General features: G+C 71.2%; 17 protein-coding genes and 1 pseudogene. 5 read left to right on the top strand and 13 right to left on the bottom strand.

From position 1 onward, the window contains the following. Nucleotide 1: 1 nt before the first annotated feature. The 11 genes and pseudogenes from ACGFYU_RS28250 to ACGFYU_RS28200 all read right to left on the bottom strand — a co-directional run bounded on the left by ACGFYU_RS28250 (nt 2) and on the right by ACGFYU_RS28200 (nt 8,639). The gene (locus ACGFYU_RS28250; protein WP_393830118.1) at nt 2-373 is read right to left on the bottom strand and encodes a hypothetical protein; all 372 of its coding nucleotides are present in this window, start codon (nt 371-373) and stop codon (nt 2-4) included. 10 nt (nt 374-383) lie between these two features. After that, nucleotides 384-1,877 (bottom strand): hypothetical protein, encoded by a 1,494-nt coding sequence (locus tag ACGFYU_RS28245; RefSeq protein ID WP_393830117.1) that lies wholly within the window; start codon nt 1,875-1,877, stop codon nt 384-386. A gap of 373 nt (nt 1,878-2,250) precedes the next feature. Next, nucleotides 2,251-2,808 (bottom strand): hypothetical protein, encoded by a 558-nt coding sequence (locus ACGFYU_RS28240; protein ID WP_393830116.1) that lies wholly within the window; start codon nt 2,806-2,808, stop codon nt 2,251-2,253. A 267-nt stretch (nt 2,809-3,075) separates the two neighbouring features. After that, nucleotides 3,076-3,240, bottom strand: a complete 165-nt coding sequence (locus tag ACGFYU_RS28235; RefSeq protein WP_393830115.1) for a hypothetical protein — start codon at nt 3,238-3,240, stop codon at nt 3,076-3,078. A 59-nt stretch (nt 3,241-3,299) separates the two neighbouring features. Then, the gene (locus ACGFYU_RS28230; RefSeq protein WP_393830114.1) at nt 3,300-5,318 is read right to left on the bottom strand and encodes a hypothetical protein; all 2,019 of its coding nucleotides are present in this window, start codon (nt 5,316-5,318) and stop codon (nt 3,300-3,302) included. Between the two features lie 92 nt (nt 5,319-5,410). Further along, nucleotides 5,411-5,788, bottom strand: a complete 378-nt coding sequence (locus ACGFYU_RS28225; protein WP_393830113.1) for a hypothetical protein — start codon at nt 5,786-5,788, stop codon at nt 5,411-5,413. Between the two features lie 227 nt (nt 5,789-6,015). Continuing rightward, nucleotides 6,016-6,207, bottom strand: a pseudogene (locus ACGFYU_RS28220) (DUF5999 family protein); the annotation flags it as partial. Between the two features lie 217 nt (nt 6,208-6,424). Then, nucleotides 6,425-6,607, bottom strand: coding sequence for a hypothetical protein (locus tag ACGFYU_RS28215; protein WP_393830112.1), 183 nt, complete (start codon nt 6,605-6,607; stop codon nt 6,425-6,427). A 137-nt stretch (nt 6,608-6,744) separates the two neighbouring features. Next, nucleotides 6,745-7,089 (bottom strand): hypothetical protein, encoded by a 345-nt coding sequence (locus ACGFYU_RS28210; protein WP_393830111.1) that lies wholly within the window; start codon nt 7,087-7,089, stop codon nt 6,745-6,747. After that, entirely contained in the window at nt 7,086-7,619 is a 534-nt protein-coding gene (locus ACGFYU_RS28205) for a WhiB family transcriptional regulator (protein ID WP_393830110.1), read from the bottom strand. The genes ACGFYU_RS28210 and ACGFYU_RS28205 overlap by 4 nt, the downstream gene beginning before the upstream one ends. 168 nt (nt 7,620-7,787) lie before the next feature. Beyond that, on the bottom strand, nt 7,788-8,639 hold the full coding sequence (locus tag ACGFYU_RS28200; protein ID WP_393830109.1) for a hypothetical protein: 852 nt from the start codon (nt 8,637-8,639) through the stop codon (nt 7,788-7,790). Between the two features lie 337 nt (nt 8,640-8,976). Between ACGFYU_RS28200 and ACGFYU_RS28195 the strand changes: the two genes are divergently transcribed. From ACGFYU_RS28195 to ACGFYU_RS28180, 4 genes are all read left to right on the top strand, one after another. Then, nucleotides 8,977-9,735 carry a GntR family transcriptional regulator gene (locus ACGFYU_RS28195; protein ID WP_042811980.1) on the top strand — a complete coding sequence of 253 codons (759 nt, stop codon included), beginning with the start codon at nt 8,977-8,979 and terminating at the stop codon, nt 9,733-9,735. After that, entirely contained in the window at nt 9,732-10,442 is a 711-nt protein-coding gene (locus ACGFYU_RS28190; protein ID WP_393830108.1) for an AAA family ATPase, read from the top strand. Before ACGFYU_RS28195 ends, ACGFYU_RS28190 begins: the two co-directional genes overlap by 4 nt. A gap of 150 nt (nt 10,443-10,592) precedes the next feature. Then, entirely contained in the window at nt 10,593-11,630 is a 1,038-nt protein-coding gene (locus ACGFYU_RS28185) for an AAA family ATPase (RefSeq protein WP_042812010.1), read from the top strand. Further along, complete coding sequence (locus ACGFYU_RS28180) at nt 11,627-12,196, top strand: guanylate kinase (RefSeq protein ID WP_393830107.1); 570 nt, start codon at nt 11,627-11,629, stop codon at nt 12,194-12,196. The genes ACGFYU_RS28185 and ACGFYU_RS28180 overlap by 4 nt, the downstream gene beginning before the upstream one ends. Nucleotides 12,197-12,203: 7 nt before the next feature. Here ACGFYU_RS28180 and ACGFYU_RS28175 read toward each other — a convergent pair whose 3' ends face one another. Together ACGFYU_RS28175 and ACGFYU_RS28170 are read right to left on the bottom strand one after the other, a co-directional pair. Next, entirely contained in the window at nt 12,204-13,043 is an 840-nt protein-coding gene (locus tag ACGFYU_RS28175) for a DUF1932 domain-containing protein (protein ID WP_393830106.1), read from the bottom strand. Nucleotides 13,044-13,047: 4 nt separating this feature from the next. Beyond that, nucleotides 13,048-13,695: an HAD family hydrolase gene (locus ACGFYU_RS28170; protein ID WP_393830105.1), complete on the bottom strand. Its 648-nt coding sequence runs from the start codon at nt 13,693-13,695 to the stop codon at nt 13,048-13,050. A gap of 114 nt (nt 13,696-13,809) precedes the next feature. Between ACGFYU_RS28170 and ACGFYU_RS28165 the strand changes: the two genes are divergently transcribed. Beyond that, the gene (locus ACGFYU_RS28165; RefSeq protein WP_042812012.1) at nt 13,810-14,115 is read left to right on the top strand and encodes a helix-turn-helix transcriptional regulator; all 306 of its coding nucleotides are present in this window, start codon (nt 13,810-13,812) and stop codon (nt 14,113-14,115) included. Nucleotides 14,116-14,590: the final 475 nt, after the last annotated feature.

The raw sequence follows: 14,590 nt of genomic DNA, 5'->3' as shown, positions 1-14,590 counted from the left end.
GTTACTCCTGTTCGTAGAAAGAGGCGCGGGCCATGGGGACGGTCATCGCACCGACCTGCTCGTCGATGCCCTCGTGGGACTTCTGGGCCTGGGCGTCGGCGGCACGCGCGGCGCCGCCGACGCTGTCGGCGGCCGACGCCGCGGCGATGGCGACCTGGGACAGGCCGCGCATGATCCGCGCCGTGTCCTTGGCCTCGCCGGTGGTGTGGGTGTCCACTTCGAGGTTCGCCAGGTTGTCGGCGACCTGGGCCACACGCTGGGCGTTCTGGTCGGCGCGCTGGCCGATCTCCCGGATCGTCTCGCCCTCCCTGGCCACGGAGTAGGCGACCTTCTGTACCTCGGCGCGCAGCGCGCGGTAGGTGGTCTCTGTCATCTGGGGGCTCCTATCGGGTGTAGAAGGCGCGTTCGGCGGGGCTGGTCTCGGGGGAGTCGGCCACGGCCTTGTAGACGCCGCCGTGGCGGGTCTCCGCGTTCTTGTTGAGGGTCTGCAGGGCGTCGATGCCGCGAGCGGCGTTGGCGTGCATCTTGTCGGCCTCCTTCGCCTGGGCTTCGGTCGCGTCGTGGAGCTTCTGCAGGGAGGCGACCAGGTGCTTGCCGCCCTTGATCTTCGGGTCCTGGCACTGCTCGATCAGCTGCTGGATCTGCTGGACGCGGTTCGCCGAGACTTCCTTGGCCTGCTTGCACTGGTCGACGATCTGGTGGGTCTGCTGCTCCTTGCCCTGAAGGAACCGGGTGAAGGCGCGCAGGTTGAGGACCTCGCCGCGGGTCAGGGTGGTGCCGTTGGACAGCTGCACGCTGTCGCCGACGACCTTCGCCCCCAGGGGCATCACTCCCGGCGTCGCCGGAGCGGAGGCGGGGGGTGCGGGCGGGGCCGGCGGGGCGGGGGGCGTGGCGGGCACGGGCGGAACTCCTCGGGTGCGGTCGCGGGCGGCGTCCATCTGCTGCTTGTCTCGGGCGGCCTTGTCGCGGATGGCCTGCTGGCCGTCCGCGTAGCCGTCCTTCCACGCGGCCTTGTCCGCGTCAACGGCGGCCTGCTGCGCCCCGGCCTTGAAGCCCTCCTCACGCGCGGGCTGCGCGCTGTACGGACCCTTGCGGAGCTTGACCTTGCCCCGCTTGCCGGCGGGAGCGGGACCGGTCGGTGCGGACGGGCCGGGCGCCGGCGCGCCCGGCACGGACTGGGGACCCGGCTTCGTGGTGGCCGGGTCCGGCTTCACCGCCGTGGGCTTGTCCCCAGCCTTGGCCGGGGTAGGGGGCGCGGTGGCCGTGCCGGGGGCGGGGGCCTTCGGCGGCGTGGTGACGGCGGCGGGCTTGCTCTCCGGCGGCTGCCGCCCGGCGCTGTCGGTCTTGCGGCTGGTCTTGTCGTCGCGGGCCGTACGGTCCTGGGTGTCCGTGGACGTCTTGCCCGTCTGCTGGCGGGTGTTGTGGTCCTTGCGGTCCGAGGCCGTCTTGGCGTCGCGGCTGTTCTTGTCCGCGGAACTGCGGGTGTCCGCCGTCTTCGCATCACGGCTGTTCTTGTCCGCCGAGCTGCGCGTGTCCGACGTCTTGGCGTCCCGGCTGTTCTTGTCCGCCGAGCTGCGCGTGTCGGCGGTCTTCGCGTCACGGCTGTTCTTGTCGGCCTTGGTGCTGGCCGCCGAGGTCTTGGCGTCGCGGGTGTTGTGGTCCTTGGCGGACTTGTCGCTCTTGCTGGCGTGGGCAGTGGTCGCCGTGCGGTTCGACTTGGTGTCGGAGGTGGCGCCCTTCTTCTCCGTGATCCCGTGGTTGATCTTGCGATCGGTGGACGTTCCGCGGATCTCGCTGATCGTGTGCTGCACCGCGATCTTCTGCTGCGGACGGTTCGCGATGTAGGCGGCGATCCCCTTCCACATACCGGGGCTCACGGTGTTCTTTCCAGCCTTGCCGGGCTTGCTGTCCGTGCTGCCGTTCTCCTCCTGGGAGGCGTAGGCGGCGGACCCTCCGGAGGCGTCCCGAGTGGGGCGCGCGAGCGTAACCGGAGCGAGGATCCCACCCCCGGCCGGGGGGTTCGGAGCGGGCGTGGAGGGCGGCGCCGGGGCCTGGGTCGGCGGGGTGGCCGGGGCCCCGACGGTAGGCGGCTGAGGGGGCATCGGCGGCGGGGCGGGCGGGGTCGACACTGCGGAATCCTCACTTTCTGTGACTTCCTTCCTTCCTTCCCTCCCGACCGAAAGGCCCGTTCACGGCCCTATAGGACGCGGGAACGGGCCTTTCTATGCGGGAAGGAAGGAAGGAAGGAACTTACGCGGCGTTACCGGCCTTGTTGGCCTTGCGGACCATGACTCCGATCCCGACGACCGCCACTCCGGCGATGACGAGACCTCCCGTGATGCCGGACCCTCCGCCCTGGTTGGCGTCGGAAACGGAGGACACGTTGGCCGCGCCCCGGGAGCCCCCGAGGTTCGTGCCGTTGGCGGGCGGGAACGCCTGCGCGCAGACGTCCTTGTTCATGCCGGCCTTCTCGATGCACGCCTGGAATCCGGCGATGCGCCGCTCTTCCGCTTTCGCGTCCGGGGCGTTGACCTTGGCCCGCTCCACCTCGAGCTGCTGGGCCTGGAGAGCGAGCTCCTGGGCCCGCACTTCGGCCTGCCCGGAGGAGGCGCTGAAGGCGGAGACGCCGACCGCGCTGGCGCCGACGATGACCAGGCCGGCCATAGCGAGCAGGGCCTTGGTCTGTCCCGTCATCTGGGCCTTGACGGGCGGTCCGTAGGGGGTGGGGGCAGGCTGCTCCCACTGCACCCCGGCGGTCAGGTTGGTGAATCTCTGGTCGATGTATTCGCGTTCGCGGTCGTGGGTCACGCTGGTTCCTCCTTGGAAGGTCAGGTGCTTTTGTCGTCATTTGCGCGTCTCGGCGAGGGCGCGACAGCTGCGGCGAGGACCGGCTGGGCCGGGCTCGCCGAAGCTGAGGACAGAGGAGGTCCCAGTACGAATGACCGGGCCTGCTGGGGGCGGTGGATCTGGTCTACTGGGCAGGCTGTTGCTGCTTCCGGCAGTCGCAGCGAAGGCCAGCCCAAATTCGACTTGGGCTGGCCTTCACTGTTGGTGTCGGACGCTGTGCGGGGCGGGTCAGTGCCGGCTGCGCCCGCGCGGCAGGCGCGGGTGGCACCAGAAGCAGCTGGGCCCGTGGTCGTACGTCGTGCGGGAGTGGGCGATCATCAGCGGCGTGGCCACGAGGGCGGCCAGGGCCACCAGGACGAGGACCATGCCGATCACGTACTGGGTCGTGCTCACAGGAGGAGCTCCTCTCGGTCGGGCGGGGCGGCTGGCGCGGCCGGGTTGGCCGCGTCGTCTCACGAGACGTTCGTGTAGCGGGACCGTGCGATCTCAAGGCGGCGGCCGGCGGTGGCCCGTGAGACGCCGAGGATGTCCTTGGCCTCGTCGACTGAGACGGTGTCGAGGCCCTGCCGCCGGTACATGAGGCTCAGCAGCGAGGTGACCTGTCCTTCGATCTCAGCGTCCCTGGCAAGGACGGGGCGGTTCGTCTCAACGGAGCGCAGCGGGAGGGCGACCGCGCCCCCGGCGCTGCTGGTCGTCTCACGGTCTGACCTGCGGGTCTCACCCGTGTGAGACGTCGTCTCAGCCGTGCTCACCGGGGCCCCGGTCTCACCGGGTGCCGTCTCAAGGGCCCGCCTCGTCTCACCCTCGGCCGTCTCAGCCAGGTTCGCCGGGGCGGTGCGCGGGTGGGGGACCGTCTCACCGGGGGCGGTGAGATCGGCGGAGCGGGCGGCGTCGGTCTCACCGGCGGCCCGGGTGCTGTCGGTCTCAACCGGTCGTGCCGTCGTGGCCGTGCCGGTCTCACCAGGAGCCGTCTCACCGGGTTCCTTGGTGATCTGGTGGATGCGCCACATCACCCACGGGGCGATGGCGGCGACCGAGACGATCAGCCACCACAGCGGCTTCAGCTTGTCGCCGACGGGCGTCTCGACGCCGACGAGCCCGGCGGCCGCCAGGTGGTAGGCGGCGTTCGCGGCGACCATGAGGATGAGCGCGGCGGCGACGTCGCGGTGCCGGCGGAACGCCTGCACGACGTACACGTCGATCGCCAGCGGCAGCGCCCAGGCAACCTGCCACGGCCAGCCGGACAGCTTGGCCAGCGCGAACTCGCCGGACGCGGTGAGGACGATCGTCGCGCCGAGAGCCACGCGCGGGCCCCAGGTGTTGACGAAGTTCTTCCGCTGCTCCTGGCGCTCGATGAGCGCCTGCGCCTGGGCGACTTCCTCCCGCGTGGCCGCCAGCTGCTGCTGCGCGCTCTGCTGCTCGGACCGGGCCCGGGAGCGGACCGCGTTCGCCTGCTCCTCGGCCTCGGCGACCAGGCGGGCGGCTTCCTTCTCGGCGACCGCGATCCGCTCGGCGGCCGCGGCCTCCGCGCCGGTGACGACCCCGGCCGCCTTCGCCTCCGCCAGCGAACGGACCTTCAGGACCTCGTCCTCGGCCTGCTCCTGCGCCGCCTGCAGCGTCTGCTGCGCCTCCGTGCGGCGGTCATCCGCGTCGTCCTCGGCCTCACGCAGGACCTCACGGGCCTGGCTGCGGGCCGTGTCCAGGATCCGCGCGGCGTCCTCTTCGGCGGCGGCCACTCCGTCGCGGGCCTGCGTGCGCAGCTGCTCGGAGTCCTTCTCCGCCTGCTCGCGCATCTGGGCCGCGGCTTCGCGCCGGGCCTCCGCGTCGGCCTCGGCCGCCGCGATGAGGTCTGCGGCCCGCTCCTTGGCTTCCTCCACCAGGTGCGCGGCGTGCGCGGCGGTGACGTCGGCTTCCGTCTGGGCGCGGACCTTGTCCTCCTCGGCCTCGGCACGGATCTGCTCGGCCCGGGTGCGGGCCGCGTCCACGATCCGGCCGGCCTCCAGCTCGGCTTCGGCCTGGAGCTTCTCGGCGGCCTGGCGGCGGCGGGCCAGGGTCTGCTCGGCGGCGGCCAGGTCGCCGTCGGCGATCGTGCGGGCGCGCTGCACGGTCTCCTCGGCCGCGGTGATCTGCTCGTCGGTGAGCTTGCGCATCCGCTCGGCCTGCGCGGTCGCAGCCTCGAGGATCTCCTCCGCCTCGGTCTGCGCCTTCAGGGCGGCGGCGTCCGCGTCGTTGACCTGCTGGCGGGCCTGGTCCACCAGGGACGCGGCTTCGGTGCGGGCTGCGGCGAGCAGCTGGTCGGCTTCGGCGCGCGCGGAGGTCACCAGCGCCTCGGTGCCCTCAACCGGGGCGGCGGTGGGCTCGGCCACAGCGGTGGCAGTCTCGGTGGTCTCGGCGGACTGGTCGGCGGCGGTGGTGATCTTCTTCGTCGTGGGCTTCGTGGCGGGCCGGCGGGCAGGGCGTCGGTTGGTCACAGCGGGAAGTCCTTTCTGGCAGTGCGCTTCCTCCGTCTGCCGACCGGGGGCCGGTCGGCAGACGGGGGAAGGGGTGGGGGAGCGTGGCCGGGTCAGCCGCTGTGGGGCGGCAGTTCCGGGCGCCGGGAGATGGTGGCGGCCTGCTGGGTGAGCCAGGCGACGGCAGCCGGGGTCATGTCGGCGGCCGTACCGGTGTTGAGCGGGGCGGTGTCGATGTCGCGCATCGCGTCGACGGCCGGCAGCAGCCGCATGTAGGCGGGCTGGGCGTTGTAGATCCGCCCGTTGTCGCTCAGGCGGGCGAGGGTGTAGCAGACCTGGCCGCGTGAGGCGGGGAAGGACGCCTCCACCCGGCAGACGAACGTGTGGTTCGGCTCGCCCTTCCAGAACTTCTCCGGGTTGCGGTAGAGCACGTAGTCGTCGGTCTTGAACGTCGTGGCCGCGGCCGTGTCGGCTCCGGTGTAGGAGTGCATCCGGTTTCTCCTCGCGGGTCATGGTCCGGGCTGTCCGGCTCCCCGTCACCGCCCGACCCGGCCGCCAGATGTTCGGCGGTCGGTGCGGGCGGATCAGGCAGTCGTCAGGCCGGCCGGGAGGAGTTGGCCAGGGTTGCCATCTTGTGGAACGCGGCGCTGTCGGTCTTGCCGCTGCCGACCGTGCCCTCGATGAGCGCGTGCGTGTCCGGCCGCCCGAAGGGCAGCCCGGCACGCATGGCCCCGACGGGCCGGTGCGGGTCGATGATCCGGCCGTCGGGCAGCAGTTCCCCGGTGTCCTCGAAGACCAGGACGGAGTTGCAGAGAAGGCTCCAGCCCTGGTCGGGGTGGGAGGCGATGGTGCGCGCGGCCTCGCGGTCCGGGCTGTCGGCGGTCGGGCACGTCGGCCGGTGCGTGCACATGGACTCCGGCAGCCGGCTGCCGGTCGGGGTCGTCGCGGTGTCGAGCTTGGTGCTGCGCTGCATGGGGCTCTCCTGGCGAGTGACGGGCCCGAGACTCTCCCGGACCGAAGGCGGTGTGAAAGGGCGGCGTCCCGGAGGGCGGGCGGCCGGTACGCGGCGGGCCAGGGCTGTGGTCGAGAATCTGGCCTCCGGGCCCGTCGGACGGGACGCCGGGTGTTCAGCTCTTGCGTCGGGCGACGGGCGGGTGGATGTCGGTGACGCGGTGGCCGGCGTCCCAGGCGGCCGCCGCGGTGAGTACGGCGGCCGCCAGGAGCGTCTGGGTGAGGGGGTGGGTCAGGCCGCGCGCGGCGATGGCCCGTACCGCGTGGTGCTGGGCGGTACGGGCGGCCGGTATGTGCAAGGCCGGCTACTCCTGTTCGGGCTGCGGCTGCGGCGGCGTCCCGCAGGTGCAGGGCTCGTGCTTGACCGACTGGTACGGCTTGCCGTCCGCGCCGGTGGAGTTCACGGTGACCAGGGTCGGCGGGTGGCCGCAGCCGCTCACCGGACCGTGCCCGTTGCGCTCGGCTGCCGGGCCGGGACGGCGGCGTTCTGGCCGCAGCGGCAGGTCCAGAAGCCGCACAGGACGCAGGCGTCGTCCGCCGCGCGGAACGGCACGTTGAAGGTGAGCAGCGGGGGCCGGACGTAGCCGGGGGCCATCTCGGCGAGGGTGCGCCGGGCCCGGCGGCCTTCGGGGATCCGGGCGTCGTCCCGCTCGGCCATCGTGAGCAGCAGGGTGCCGAGCTGGTGGAGGGAGTCGGTCTCGTCCCGCTCGTAGCCGCGGGAATCGTCTTCGCGGCGGATGTCGTCGATCTTCCCGGCGCGCGGGGTCAGGGTGGCGGTCATGCCGCGACCTCCCAACCGGTCCGGGCGCGACGGGCGGTGCGCACCACAGCCAGCTTGGCGGCGAGCTCGGCGATCCGCTCGTTCTGCTGCCGCAGGAGTGCGGCCTGGTGCGGCATGCCACCGCTCCGGGTCGGCATCCTGCGGGCCTCGCGGTTCAGCTTCACGGCCAGGTCCTGGAGCTTGTTCCACTCCTGGTCGCTGGCCTCGTCGGCGGTGATCGCGGCGGCGAGGCGCTGGGCCTGGAGCTCGCGGAGGGCGACCAGCTCGTAGCCGGAACGGCCGCCGCGGACCAGGTCGTCGACGCGGTCGTTGCCGTCGCCGTCGCGCAGGGCCAGCTCCTCGCAGGCCGCCCGGACGGGGCAGCCGTGGCAGAAGCCGATCGCCTCGGCGCGCTGCGCCTGCCAGGTGGCCGGCGGCTCCCCGTCGGCCCGGAAGAAGAGGTCGGGGTCGGCCTTCGTGCAGCGGGCGCTGGCGTCGATCGCGGCCTGGAGCACCGGGCGCCGCATCCGGCGGGCCTGAGTGGATGTCATCCTGTGCATGTGCGTCTTCCCTTGTCTGGAGGGTGACTGCAAAGACGACCCCCGGGATTAGGCCCCCGGGGGTTCGTCGTCTTCTGACTGCTGTACGAGCAGCCACGGCCTCGGCCGCCCCGTCGTGCAGGGCGGCCGAGGCCGTGGTCGATCGTCGCGGTGTGCGATTCAGGCCGCCGTCGGGGCCAGGTCCTTCCGGGCGGCGTACTGCCTGCCCAGCTCGGCCTGCCGCTGGTCGAACGCCTTCTCGTTGCCCGGGGCGAGCGGCACGTTGCGGGCGTCGGTCGGCCTGTCGCCGCCGGGCAGCTGCGAGCGTCGGGTGTCGGCGTCCTTCACCTTCGGCAGCACCGCCGCCCATTCGGATGCCCGCTTCGCGGGGGCCGCCGCGGCGTACTGGCGGTCGAAGCGCCGGCGCTCTCGGGCGAAGAAGTCGCGCAGTGCCTGGCGCTTGGGCTCCTGGCGGAGCAGCCGGAGGAAGGTGACGGCCAGGCGCTCTCCGTCGGGGCAGGGCAGCGTCTGCCCGTCTCGGTTCTTGGCCTCGCCCTTGCAGGCCAGGCACTGCTGCTGGTGCTGACGGAACGCCTGGCGGACCTGCTCCGCGCTGATCGGGGCGGGCTTGATCTGGGTGGCGGCCGGGGCCGGCTTCACCTTCGGCTTCGGCAGCACCTTGGTGGCGCGCCGGGAGGCGGCGGTCGGGGCCCCTTCGGTCAGCTTCGTGCGCCAGGTGTCGGCCTCGACGTCGATGGTGACCTGCCGGTTGCTGCCGGCCGTGCAGCGGCGCGGCTCGGCGGTCTTGGCGCGGCCGGTGTGGTGGGGCACCAGCTTCGGCGTGCCGAGCATGCCGGTGATCGGGACCCAGGTGGAGCAGTCGGGGCAGACCAGGTGTTCCTTGCCGGGGGTCAGGTCGAGCTCGTTGACCTTGAGCTTGGAGGCGATAACCGGCGGGCGGTTGTTGACGTTCGAGGTGCGGGTCTTGCGGCGGCGCTTGCTGGCCTTCGGCATCACGGGCGTCGTAATCACGGGGACTCCTCATGGTCGGAGGGACGGGGCGCGTCGCGGTGCTCTCTCCGCCCGTCAGGCCGCACGGGTCGATCCCGGCGTCCTGATGGACGGACAGCGCATCTGCGCTGCGACGTGCATGCGGGAGCCGCACCAGCCAGGGGACTGGCCCGGGGGATTTGGTCGAGCTATCAACCCCGGCCCTCCCCGTACGGGGAAGGGACTTCCTACGTCTTGCGGGTGTCACTCGGTGTTCCCGGAGGACCACCGCCTTACGTACATCAGGTTGCCTCAGGTACCCTCAGGTGTCAAGCGGTATAGTGAGGCAACCAGATGAACCTGAAGGAGGCGAAGGCACATGACCGGGCCGCCCCGAGCCGATAACCGGCCGCCGTACGCGCGGATCGCGGGCCACTACCGCGACCTGATCAGCTCCGGGAACCTCGCGCCCGGCGATCTCCTGCCCAGCATCAAAACGCTGGCCACCGAGTGGAACGTCAGCACCGCCACCGCGGACCGTGCGATGCGGCTGCTGCGCGAGGAGAAGCTCGTGCAGGGCATCCCGGGTGTGGGAACAGAGGTGATGGCCCGCCCCATCTCGCTGTCCTCTGGATCGGAACGTCACGACCGCAGCAGCAAGACCCAGTCCTCCTGGGGCGTCGGCGAGAAGTCGTCCGGCCACACCGCCGGCATAGTCGAAGCCCCTGAGGACGTTGCGCACGCGCTTGGCATTTCGCCTGGTGACGACGTGATTCGCCGCAGCCGTGTCTACCGGGATGATCACGGCATCGTCTCCCACTCCACGTCGTGGATCCCCGCCGAGTTCGCTCGGGTGCTGCCGGATCTGGCGCGCAGCGCGCGGCTCAAGGGCGGGCTGTCGCTCGACTTGATCGCTCGGGCCACCGGGCGCCAGGTTGATAAGCGGATCGACGAGGAGTCGGCGCGGATCGCCACTGCGGACGACCTCGAGCTCCTGGAGCTAGAGGCCGGTACCACCGCGGCGATCCTGGTCCTCACCGCCCGCTTCGTGGACGCCGATGGCGAAGTGCTGGAGTACGGCGTGGACCTGGGCGCTCCGGGCCGTACGCGCAGGACGACTTCGGAGGTCGTGCGGTGACCACACACAGCTCCGGGCTTCTGGACGACACCCTCGTCGGCTGCCTTGAGCACCGGCTCGACGTGCTCCTGCACGCGCAGCGCACCGACACCCTGCCTCTGGAAGGACGATTCGAGATCCGACGCATCTCCACAGCCCTGTCCGGCCGGCCGGGTCCCGCACCACGGGCGATCCTTCTGTCCGGTCTGCAGGGATCCGGCAAGACGACCCTCGCACGTGCTCTGGAACAGGCCGGGTTCCGGCGCCTCTGCCCGGACGAGGAGATGTTCCGCCGGTACGGCCACTACGGCAGGGATTTCCCCCGGGGCGAGTTCAAGGTCCGGGAGGCCCCTGTGCTGAAGGACGTCGCTCTTGAGCTCCAGGAGCTCCTGGAGGCCGGGCACGACGTCGTGGTCGATCACGGGTTCTGGACTCACGAAGAGCGGGCCCACTGGGCTGCGACGGTGATGGAGGCCGGCGGCGCGCCTGTCCTGATCTACCTGCCCGTGCCGCACGAGGTGCGCTGGGACCGGATCCGGCAGCGAAATGAGCAGTCGCTGGTCGACGCCAACGCGATCGAGTTCAGTGAGGAGGACCTCCTGCGCCACGCGGGCCGCTTCGTCCCGCCGACCGACGGAGAGCCGCACATCGTGTACGACGGTGTCCCAGAGCACGTCTTGGAGAAGCTCCGCCGTGCGCGTCCTTCCACGGATGACGACCCTCATTGATTCCGACCTCCCACGAGCGGCAATTCACGTGGGCCATCCCACTCTCGACGGAGGAAACCGACCATCACAGCGCCGTGAGCAGCTTCATTCACAGGTTTTCAACATCTGCATACACATGGGGTTTTGGGGCTGCGGTCTAGGCTCGCGGGCATGACGATGACGGAGGGGAACAGCGTGGGCAGGCAGCGAGCAGGGTGGAGGCCGGACCGGCTCCGTGAGCAGCGGGAGGCGCACGGTCTCACCCTGGAGAAGGCCGGCGAACGCCTTCGCGAAGTGGCGGAGCGGGCGAAGCTGAAGGGCATCCCGGCCGCGAATCCTCAGACCTTGTGGCAGCACGAGCAGGGGGAGGTCTTCCCCGGTCCTCACTATCGGCGGGCCTACTGTCTCCTCTACCGGGCGACCGAGCCTGACCTGGGGTTCCGCGCCGCACTGCCTGGTGAGGAGTCCGCCTTCAAGCTCACGCCGCTGGACGACCGCCTCAACGGATCGCACGTTTTGGCTGTTGAGCGCGCGGTTCATCGCATCGCGCCGGGCTCGGATGAGGCCGACCACTTCGACTTGCAGCAGCGGATCATCGACGCCTGGAAGCGCCGTCACACGGGCGGTGACCCCCACCGCCCCGTGCTCATCCTCGTCGGCGGCTACGCCGGCAGCGGCAAGACGGAGCTCGCCCGCTTCTTCGTTCAGCTCACCGGCTGGCCGCTGCTCGACAAGGACCCGCTCACCCGCCCTCTCGTGGAGCGCCTCCTGATTGCCTTGGGCGGCGACGCGAACGACCGGCACACCGACCTCTACCGCGAGAAGGTCCGGCCGGTGGAGTACGACTGTCTGATGCAGTCGGCCATGGCCAACATCAAGTGCGGCATCTCCACGGTGCTGACCGCGCCGTTCATCGCGGAGATGACTGACCCGGCCTGGATGCAGCGCCTGGCCAATCGCGCGGGCTCGATGGGAGTCGACGTCTTCCCGGTGTGGGTGCGCTGCGACGAGGAGTCGATGCGCGAGTACATCGGATTCCGCTCTGCGGCCCGGGACGCGTGGAAGCTCCAGCGGTGGGATGAGTACATGGCCACGATCGACCTCGACCTGCGCCCGGCGGTGCCGCACCTGGTCGTCGACAACCGGCTGGGGACCGCGGTGACGCTCGCGGACCAGGCCCGGCAGGCTATGGGGGCGATGTACGCATGACGGCGAAGCAGGGTGTGATCCTCTACGGCCCGCCGGCCTCGGGCAAGGACACCGTCACCGCGGCGCTTGGCGAACTGGACTCCAAGTACGCCCAGTTCGCGCGGCTCAAGGTCGGGTCGGGCAAGTCGGCCGGCTACCGGATGGGCACGGCAGAGCAGCTGCGCGAGCTGGAGGCCGCGGGCGACGTTGTCTACGCGAACGCCCGGTACGGCAACACGTACGCGATCGACCGGCCCGGCGTCGATGCCGCGTTCGCGGCCGGGGTGCCGGTGGTGCACCTCGGGCAGGTCGACGGCATCCGCGCGCTGGTCGACAGCTACCCGGCCGACTGGTCGGTGGTGCTGCTGTGGTGCCCGCGTGAGGTGACCGAGCAGCGGTCGGCTGGGCGCGGCGACAGCGACACCGCGGCGCGTCTGGCGGCGTGGGACGCGACCCGCAAGGACCTGACCGCGCACCCGGGCATGGTCTGGGACCTGATCGTGGACACCACGACGTCGGCTCCGCCGGACGCGGCGCAGCTCATCGACCGGCTGCTGGCGCAGCGGGCGGGAGCGGCGACGGCATGAGTGCGGGTTACGGCTGGGCGAGGCGGTCCAGGGCGTCGGTGAGCGTGAGCTTGCCGTCGTCCTTGGCGTCGTTCCACCGTGCCAGCGTGGACGCGGCCGCGCGCAGCATCTCCGGCGGAAGGCCGGCGGCCGCGAGCGCGTCGGCGGCTTCCTCCAGCTCCGGGCCCCAGCGCCAAGCGCGAGCCGCGGTCTTGGCGACGTACTGCGGCTCGGACAGGTACGAGTCGGTGCGCCTCGAGGCGACCTCGATGAGCTCCTGGTCGACGCCGTACTCGCGTGCCATCCCGACCGCGAGCGCCACCAGCACCCGGCTGGTCTTCTGGAACGAGGCGTACGACAACTTCAACGCGGACGCCTTTCCCACCTCCGTGCCCAGCACTGCCGTCCGGACGGCAGTGCCCCCGAACAGCACCTCGATGCGCTCAGCCGCGGCGGCCGGGCCGGACAGGTACAGGGTCGGTGTCTTGCCGCCGACCGGCGGGGAGCCGACGACACCCCCGTCCACGACGGTCGCGCTGGGTTCAAGCAGCTCGGCGATCCGCCGCACACGCTCGGGATTGATGGCGTTCGCCTCCACGTACAGCCCGGTGAAGGCGTGCTCGGCGACGTCGCTGGCCAGGTCCTCGGCAGCGGCCGGCGGGCAGAGGCTGATGACGATGTCGCTGCGGTCCAGCAATTCGGGCAGCGCGGACACCGGCGTCAGGCCGAACCGGGCGGCACGCGCCGCCGACGCGGCGCTGCGCCCCGTCTCGCACCAGAGGACCGCGGCCGCGTTGGTCGCGGCGCAGGCGGCGACGGCGGCGCCCATGCTGCCGGGGTGGAGGATGCCAACGGTCGGCTGGTCCACGGTGCTACTCCGTCTCGTTGAGCAGGATGGTGATGGCGGCGGTGACGTCGTCGACGACGTGGTGCGCGGCGGGAAGATCGTCCGGCCAGGGGCGGCCGCGCAGCCAGATGGTGCGCAGGCCGGCCTGGTGGCCGCCGCCGATGTCGTCGGCCGGGTTGTCGCCGATCATCCAGCCGCCGTCCGCGAGGTTCACCCCGCACCGGGTCGCCGCGAGTTCGAAGAGGCGCAGGTCCGGCTTGCGGATCTCCAGGTCGCCCGAGGCCGCGACACCGTCAACCAGGTCGGCGAGACCGGTCGCGGCGAGTTTGGCGCGCTGGATGTCGCCGGCCCCGTTCGTGATGATGCCGATCGTCCAGGCCGCCGCGCGCAGGCGGGCCAGGCCCTCGAGGACCTCGGGGCGGCAGGTGACGGCGGCCGACATGAGGTCGGCGTACTCCTCCCACAGGTCCGCGGCCGACGCCTCCAGGCCGAAGGCGTCCCGCAGCCGGGCGAAGTCATTGACGGTCGCGCGGTCGGCCAGCTCGATACGCAGCCACCGCTCGGCACTTGGGGAGAGTGCGCGGGAGCGGGTCAGGCACGTCAACGCGTCGCTGAGCGCCGACTGTCGGTCGGCCAGCGTGCCGTCCAGATCGAAGAATGCGAAGCGGGACATGGGCACGGACCCTACCCGGCGCTTAGCGGAACTCAATTCGCGGCGGCCGCTTCACCCAAACGGAGATCAGATCGTGTATCTTTCATGGTTACAACGATCATGGAAGGCTTGACTATGCCCGACCCGGACCGCTCGCAGCAGGTCGACGCCCTGCTGAACGGCCTGCCCGAGGTTCTGCCGCCTCCGCACGTGTGCGCGAAGTTGCGCCTGGCGGCTGGCCTCACCCAGCAGGACGTCGCGGATGCCGTGGGCGTGAAGAGGGTCGCGGTCACGCGCTGGGAGTTGGGCCAGACCAGCCCTCGACGCCCGCATCGCGAGAACTACTTGCGTCTCCTGAAGGGCCTTGCGGAACGCTTTCCTGAGGCCGCGAAGGCGGATGAGGGTATGCCGACGCCGGCCTCCGAAGGGGGGTCGGGATGACCTAGTGGCCATCGGCCGCGCGCGCCAAGAAGCGGACTAACCTCCCGCTGGCCTCGCGCGGCCCGTCTACCGACCGGAATAACCACCCGCGTCGGCCGCTCAAGTCCCGGCTGCTACCGGTCCTGAGCTGCGGCTTATCAAGCCGCTCATTTCGAAATCCGGCCCCTTATCAGGGCCACCAGTACCACCGGCCACTAACCACGGCCACCACAGCCAGATCAGTACCGACCCGCGTTACCCGCAGCGCCCCCACCACAGGGGCCATGCGGTTCAGCAGGACCGGGAGGGACGGAGAAATCTCCCCCCACCCGATCGGTGTCCGCCCTCTTCTCGCGAAGGGGGCGGTCCCACACATCCGCACACCTGGCTCGTCCAGCCCCGAGGGCTCTGGCCGGTCCAGCTATATGGAAGGCAGGTCGTTCTCATAGTGCCCGAAGTGGTGTCCCCCTGTCAGCTTGACCTTGTCCGTTTCACC

It is taken from the genome of Streptomyces sp. NPDC048337, assembly GCF_043201175.1.
GTDB lineage: Bacteria > Actinomycetota > Actinomycetes > Streptomycetales > Streptomycetaceae > Streptomyces.
This window is presented reverse-complemented; position numbering and strand designations above follow the sequence as displayed.

What these genes read in the sequence shown, in the direction of transcription:
- ACGFYU_RS28205 (WP_393830110.1), bottom strand. Translation starts at nt 7,619, where the DNA reads ATGACATCCACTCAGGCCCGCCGGATGCGGCGCCCGGTGCTCCAGGCC.
- ACGFYU_RS28250 (WP_393830118.1), bottom strand. Translation starts at nt 373, where the DNA reads ATGACAGAGACCACCTACCGCGCGCTGCGCGCCGAGGTACAGAAGGTC.
- ACGFYU_RS28165 (WP_042812012.1), top strand. Translation starts at nt 13,810, where the DNA reads ATGCCCGACCCGGACCGCTCGCAGCAGGTCGACGCCCTGCTGAACGGC.
- ACGFYU_RS28170 (WP_393830105.1), bottom strand. Translation starts at nt 13,695, where the DNA reads ATGTCCCGCTTCGCATTCTTCGATCTGGACGGCACGCTGGCCGACCGA.
- ACGFYU_RS28225 (WP_393830113.1), bottom strand. Translation starts at nt 5,788, where the DNA reads ATGCACTCCTACACCGGAGCCGACACGGCCGCGGCCACGACGTTCAAG.
- ACGFYU_RS28180 (WP_393830107.1), top strand. Translation starts at nt 11,627, where the DNA reads ATGACGGCGAAGCAGGGTGTGATCCTCTACGGCCCGCCGGCCTCGGGC.
- ACGFYU_RS28185 (WP_042812010.1), top strand. Translation starts at nt 10,593, where the DNA reads ATGACGATGACGGAGGGGAACAGCGTGGGCAGGCAGCGAGCAGGGTGG.
- ACGFYU_RS28210 (WP_393830111.1), bottom strand. Translation starts at nt 7,089, where the DNA reads ATGACCGCCACCCTGACCCCGCGCGCCGGGAAGATCGACGACATCCGC.
- ACGFYU_RS28195 (WP_042811980.1), top strand. Translation starts at nt 8,977, where the DNA reads ATGACCGGGCCGCCCCGAGCCGATAACCGGCCGCCGTACGCGCGGATC.